This window comes from Pseudomonas sp. 43(2021), assembly GCF_017490805.1.
Taxonomy (GTDB): Bacteria; Pseudomonadota; Gammaproteobacteria; order Pseudomonadales; family Pseudomonadaceae; genus Aquipseudomonas.
Genome location: NZ_JAFGYJ010000514.1, coordinates 1 through 448, shown reverse-complemented (window position 1 = coordinate 448; position 448 = coordinate 1). Strand labels below are relative to the sequence as shown.

Below are 448 nucleotides of genomic sequence, written 5' to 3'. Positions count from 1 at the left end.
GTGCATCGCCGATGGCGGGGCGCGCTACGGGCAGGTTGGTGACCGGGTAGAGGGTCACGGCACCTTCGAGGCGTTCGGGTACGGCAATGGGCGCGTCCTGTTCGTCACTACCGTAGTTTTCTTCGGCTGCGGCGGCGCAGAAGGCGCGGAATGCCGCTGCGTCTGCGTTTTTGGTGGGTGCGCTGGTAGCAATGGGTGCGTAGACGGGGCCTGTGGGTGCCTTCTTGGTTGCACCCTCCTCCCCTGCTTCTGCGGCTGAACTTGTGGAGCCTGCGGCGCGCACGATGGGGCCGAGGGTGTCGGCTGCACGCTTGCGGATGGTGCGGAACTCTACTTCGTCGAAGAAGGTGTTGAGTGCATCCAGGTCGGGGGTGAATGCGGCGTCTTCGAGAGTGACGTTCAGGTCAAGGTCCTTGACAAGCTGGTTGAGACGGCGGTTGCGCACCAC

1 protein-coding gene is annotated in these 448 nt (G+C 64.1%); it reads right to left on the bottom strand.

Features of this window, described 5'->3' with window-relative positions; all coding sequences use genetic code 11:
• Positions 1-448, bottom strand: a 448-nt coding sequence (locus J5M71_RS28450; RefSeq protein ID WP_207838977.1) for a hypothetical protein, incomplete at both ends; no start/stop codon positions are given.